This window comes from Streptomyces sp. NH27 (assembly GCF_056859195.1).
On the sequence record NZ_JACEGK010000616.1, the window covers coordinates 1 to 4,337 of the forward strand.

Genomic DNA, 4,337 nt, shown 5'->3' on the forward strand with positions numbered 1-4,337 from the left:
GTGTGCGCGCCGACCACGCGGAACGGGGTGTGCGGCGCGGCGCCCTCGGGCACGTACCAGGCGACGACGGCGCCGCCGCGCACCACGTACCGCCCGCCGCTGCCGCCGCCGGTGCCGTCCTCCCATCGCTGGGTCTCCTCGACCCGGCGGAATCCGGCCGCGTCCAGCCGCTCGGCCACGGAGGCTGCCGCGTGGTACGGAGAGGGCGCGGATCGTACGAAAGCGGCCAGGTCGTCGGTGTGCCCGCGGTCGAACGCAGGGTGCTGAGAGGTCATGGCAGCAGCTTAGTTTCGGCTCGGTTTCGGCCCTACTCGGCGGTTCGCTCGCCTCTGGCGGTTCGGTCCCCCTGGCGGTTCGGCGCCGCACGACGGTGTGCGCCCGTACGACGGTGTGCCGCCGCCCCGGAAGGGCGACGGCACATCTGCCGGGCCTCGGTCAGAACGCCTCTTCCGCCAGGTCCATGACGTCGAGCGTGACCGCCTCGGCCAGCGTCCGCGCGGTGCCGACCTCCGGCAGGATCGTGGCCGCGAAGAACTTCGCCGCCGCGACCTTGCCCGCGTAGAACGCCTGGTCCTTCGCCGTCGCCGTCGGCAGCTTCTCCGCGGCCACCGCGGCGCCGCGCAGCAGCAGGTAGCCGGTGACGACGTCGCCGGAGGCGAGCAGCAGCCGGGTGGCGTTCAGCCCCACCTTGTAGATGGAGCGCACGTCCTGTTCGGTGGCCGCGAGGTCGGTGAGCATGGTGCCGACGATCGACTCCAGGTCGGCGGCGGACTTCGCGAGCTGGTCGCGGGCCGGGGCCAGTTCCGCCCCGCCCGGTGCCTCGGCGAGGAACTTCCTGATCTCCTCGCTGAGCGCGGTCAGCGCCTGCCCCTGGTCGCGGACGATCTTCCGGAAGAAGAAGTCCTGGCCCTGGATCGCGGTGGTGCCCTCGTAGAGGGTGTCGATCTTGGCATCCCGGATGTACTGCTCGATCGGGTACTCCTGGAGGTATCCGGAGCCGCCGAAGGTCTGCAGGGACTGGGCGAGTTGCTCGTAGGACCGCTCGGAGCCGTAGCCCTTCACGATCGGCAGCAGCAGGTCGTTGAGCCCGTGGAGCTGCTTGGCGTCCTCGCCGCGGGCCTCGGCGGCCTGGATGGCGTCCTGGACGGTCGCGGTGTAGAGGACGAGGGCGCGCATGCCCTCCGCGTACGCCTTCTGCGTCATCAACGAGCGGCGTACGTCGGGGTGGTGGGTGATGCTGACCTTGGGCGCGGCCTTGTCGGTGAACTGGGCCAGGTCCGGGCCCTGGACCCGCTCCTTCGCGTATTCCAGCGCGTTGAGGTAGCCGGTGGAGAGGGTGGCGATCGCCTTGGTGCCGACCATCATGCGGGCGAACTCGATGATCCGGAACATCTGGCGGATGCCGTCGTGCCGGTCGCCGATCAGCCAGCCCTTGGCGGGGTGCTTGTCGCCGAAGGTCATCTCGCAGGTGTTGGACGCCTTCAGGCCCATCTTGTGCTCGACGTTCGTGGCGTACACGCCGTTGCGCTCGCCCAACTCGCCGGTGACGAAGTCGAACTCGAACTTCGGCACCATGAACAGCGACAGGCCCTTGGTGCCGGGTCCGGCGCCCTCGGGGCGGGCCAGCACGTAGTGGATGATGTTGTCGGTCATGTCGTGCTCGCCCGAGGTGATGAAGCGCTTGACGCCCTCGATGTGCCAGCTGCCGTCCTCCTGCCGGACGGCCTTGGTGCGGCCGGCGCCCACGTCGGAGCCCGCGTCGGGCTCGGTGAGCACCATCGTGGAGCCCCACCGCTTCTCGACCGCGATGGACGCGATCTTCTTCTGCTCCTCGGTGCCCTCCTCGAAGAGGATGCGGGCGAAGGCGGGGCCGGAGGAGTACATCCACACGGCCGGGTTGGCGCCGAGCACCAGTTCCGCGTAGGCCCAGATCAGGGAGCGGGGGGCGGTGGTGCCGCCGATCTCCTCGGGCAGGCCGAGCCGCCAGTACTCCGCGTCCATGAAGGCCGTGTAGCTCTTCTTGAACGACTCGGGGATCGGCGCGGTGCTGGTCTCGGGGTCGAAGACCGGCGGGTTGCGGTCGGCGTCGGCGAACGACTCGGCCAGGTCGTGCTCCGCGAGGCGGGCGAGCTCGCCCAGGATGTCCTTCGCGGTGTCCACGTCCATCTCCGCGAACGGACCGGTGCCGTAGACCTGGTCGCGGCCCAGGACCTCGAAGAGGTTGAACTCGATGTCGCGGAGGTTCGACTTGTAGTGGCCCATGACGGAGGCTCCGTATCGCAGTCAAGAAGAAGGCTTCACCCGAAATGATGCTACCGGTCGGTAATAAGGCGCAACCCCCTCCGGCCCGATGTGACGCCTTCCTCGTTGCCCGTTCCTCGCTGCCCACCCTCCCGGGTCGATACGCTTGGGCGCGTGTACGGCTACGAGCAGAGCGGGAATGGCGGGCCGGGCGGTCAGATGGGTGCCGGCCCGATGGGTCCGCCGATGGGTGCGCCCATGGGCTCCCCGATGGGCGGCGGTCCGATGGGCGGGCCCGGCTACCCGGAACCGTCCCCCGCGTACCCGGAGCCGTCGCCGCCGTCGCTGGCCGACGCGGTTCGTGCGTTCACCACCGGGGCGATGATGGCCGAGGACTTCCAGGCGATCTTCGCCACGTCCAAGGTGTACTGCCCGCGCGGCGAGAACCCCGGGTTCCTGGCGCTGCACGACACCCAGCAGCCGGTCATCCCGATGTTCACCTCGCTCAAGGAGCTGCGGCGGTACGCGGGCAAGGAGTCGAAGTACTTCGTGATCACCGGGGCCGAGGTGCTGGACCTGCTCCCGACCGGGTACGGCTTCGTGCTCGACATCGACGGGCAGCACCGGATGGTGTTCGACGCGAAGGCGGTCGAGCAGATGGTGGACTTCACGATGCGGCGGATGTACGGGTAGCGGTCCCGTATACGTGAGCGGGCCCGCCGGGTCTCCGTGAACGGGCCTGCCGGACTGACGTGATCCACCTGCGCGGACCCGCCTGACCTGCCGGAATCTGACGCCTGAACGTACGGGAATGCTCACGCCTTGCGAGATGTTAAGAGTTCAACTACTTTGGAAACCGAGCATTCGCTAGGAGGCCGTCATGCCCGCAGTGACCGTAGAGAACCCGTTGAGCCTGCCCCGGGTGAGCCCGGCGCAGGGGAGCACGCCGAGGTCCGCGCTCGCGGTGAGCACCGCGCCGAGCGGGTTGGAGGGCGAGGGCTTCCCGGTCCGCCGCGCCTTCGCCGGGATCGACTACCGCCACCTGGACCCGTTCATCCTGATGGACCAGATGGGTGAGGTGGACTACGCGGCGGGCGAGCCGAAGGGCACCCCGTGGCACCCGCACCGGGGCTTCGAGACGGTGACGTACATCATGGACGGCACCTTCGTGCACCAGGACAGCCACGGCGGCGGCGGCACCATCACCAACGGCGACACCCAGTGGATGACCGCCGGGTCCGGGCTGCTGCACATCGAGACGCCGCCCGAGTCCCTGGTGATGAGCGGCGGCCTCTTCCACGGGCTCCAGCTCTGGGTGAACCTCCCGAAGGCGGACAAGATGATGCCGCCGAAGTACCAGGACATCCGCGCGGGCGGCCTGAAACTGCTCACCTCCGAGGACGGCGGCGCCCTCATCCGGCTGATCGCCGGGGACCTCGCCGGGCACCAGGGCCCGGGCGCGACCCACACCCCGATCACGATGATCCACCTCTCGGTGAACCCGGGTGCGACCGTCACGCTGCCGTGGCGCGCGGACTTCAACGCGCTCGCGTACGGCCTCGCCGGCCACGGCTTCGCGGGACCCGAGGCCCGCCCCTTCCACCTCGGCCAGGCGGTCGTCTTCGGCAAGGGCGATTCCCTCACCCTGCGCGCCGACGAGAAGCAGGACTCCCGCAGCGCGAACTTCGAGGTGGTCCTGCTCGGCGGGCTCCCCATCCGCGAGCCGATGATGCAGTACGGCCCGTTCGTCATGAACTCCCATGCCGAACTCGCCCAGGCATTCGACGACTTCCAGGCCGGCCGGCTCGGCACGATCCCCGCGGACTCCCCGCTGGGCCAGTGAGGTAGGCCCCTCGCGCCGCCGACGCCGTCTCTCCCCGGCCGCCAATGCCCTCCCGTTCCTGGGCCGTTGACCCCAGCGGGTGGGCAAAGGGGGCCGGGTGCAACGGTTCCTAGGGTTGCGGTCCGTGCTCCGGCCCGGGGCGCGGGCGGCGCCCCGATCCAGCGCGCCGCCCGGTCCTTCGGCCGCGTGGGGGTCCTCCCTTCTGCTCGGGTCGATGGTCATCGCTCGGTGATGTGCTGGTCGCGTCCTGCCT

The 4,337-nt window shown here is 69.9% G+C and carries 3 protein-coding genes and 1 pseudogene; 2 read left to right on the forward strand and 2 right to left on the reverse strand.

Annotated features, from left to right (window positions below):
• Both AC13HU_RS33120 and AC13HU_RS33125 read right to left on the reverse strand, forming a co-directional pair.
• Positions 1-275: pseudogene (locus tag AC13HU_RS33120) on the reverse strand (M18 family aminopeptidase); the annotation flags it as partial.
• Between the two features lie 160 nt (positions 276-435).
• Positions 436-2,262 (reverse strand): acyl-CoA dehydrogenase, encoded by a 1,827-nt coding sequence (locus tag AC13HU_RS33125; RefSeq protein ID WP_483045684.1) that lies wholly within the window; start codon positions 2,260-2,262, stop codon positions 436-438.
• Positions 2,263-2,415: 153 nt separating this feature from the next.
• Here AC13HU_RS33125 and AC13HU_RS33130 point away from each other — a divergent pair, with 153 nt between their 5' ends.
• Positions 2,416-2,934, forward strand: coding sequence for an SseB family protein (locus tag AC13HU_RS33130; protein ID WP_483045685.1), 519 nt, complete (start codon positions 2,416-2,418; stop codon positions 2,932-2,934).
• A gap of 187 nt (positions 2,935-3,121) precedes the next feature.
• Positions 3,122-4,084: a pirin family protein gene (locus AC13HU_RS33135; RefSeq protein WP_483045686.1), complete on the forward strand. Its 963-nt coding sequence runs from the start codon at positions 3,122-3,124 to the stop codon at positions 4,082-4,084.
• Positions 4,085-4,337 lie beyond the last annotated feature (253 nt).

Bases quoted from the DNA above. Each gene is read 5' to 3' on its own strand.
- AC13HU_RS33125 (WP_483045684.1), bottom strand. From the start codon at position 2,262: ATGGGCCACTACAAGTCGAACCTCCGCGACATCGAGTTCAACCTCTTC.
- AC13HU_RS33135 (WP_483045686.1), top strand. From the start codon at position 3,122: ATGCCCGCAGTGACCGTAGAGAACCCGTTGAGCCTGCCCCGGGTGAGC.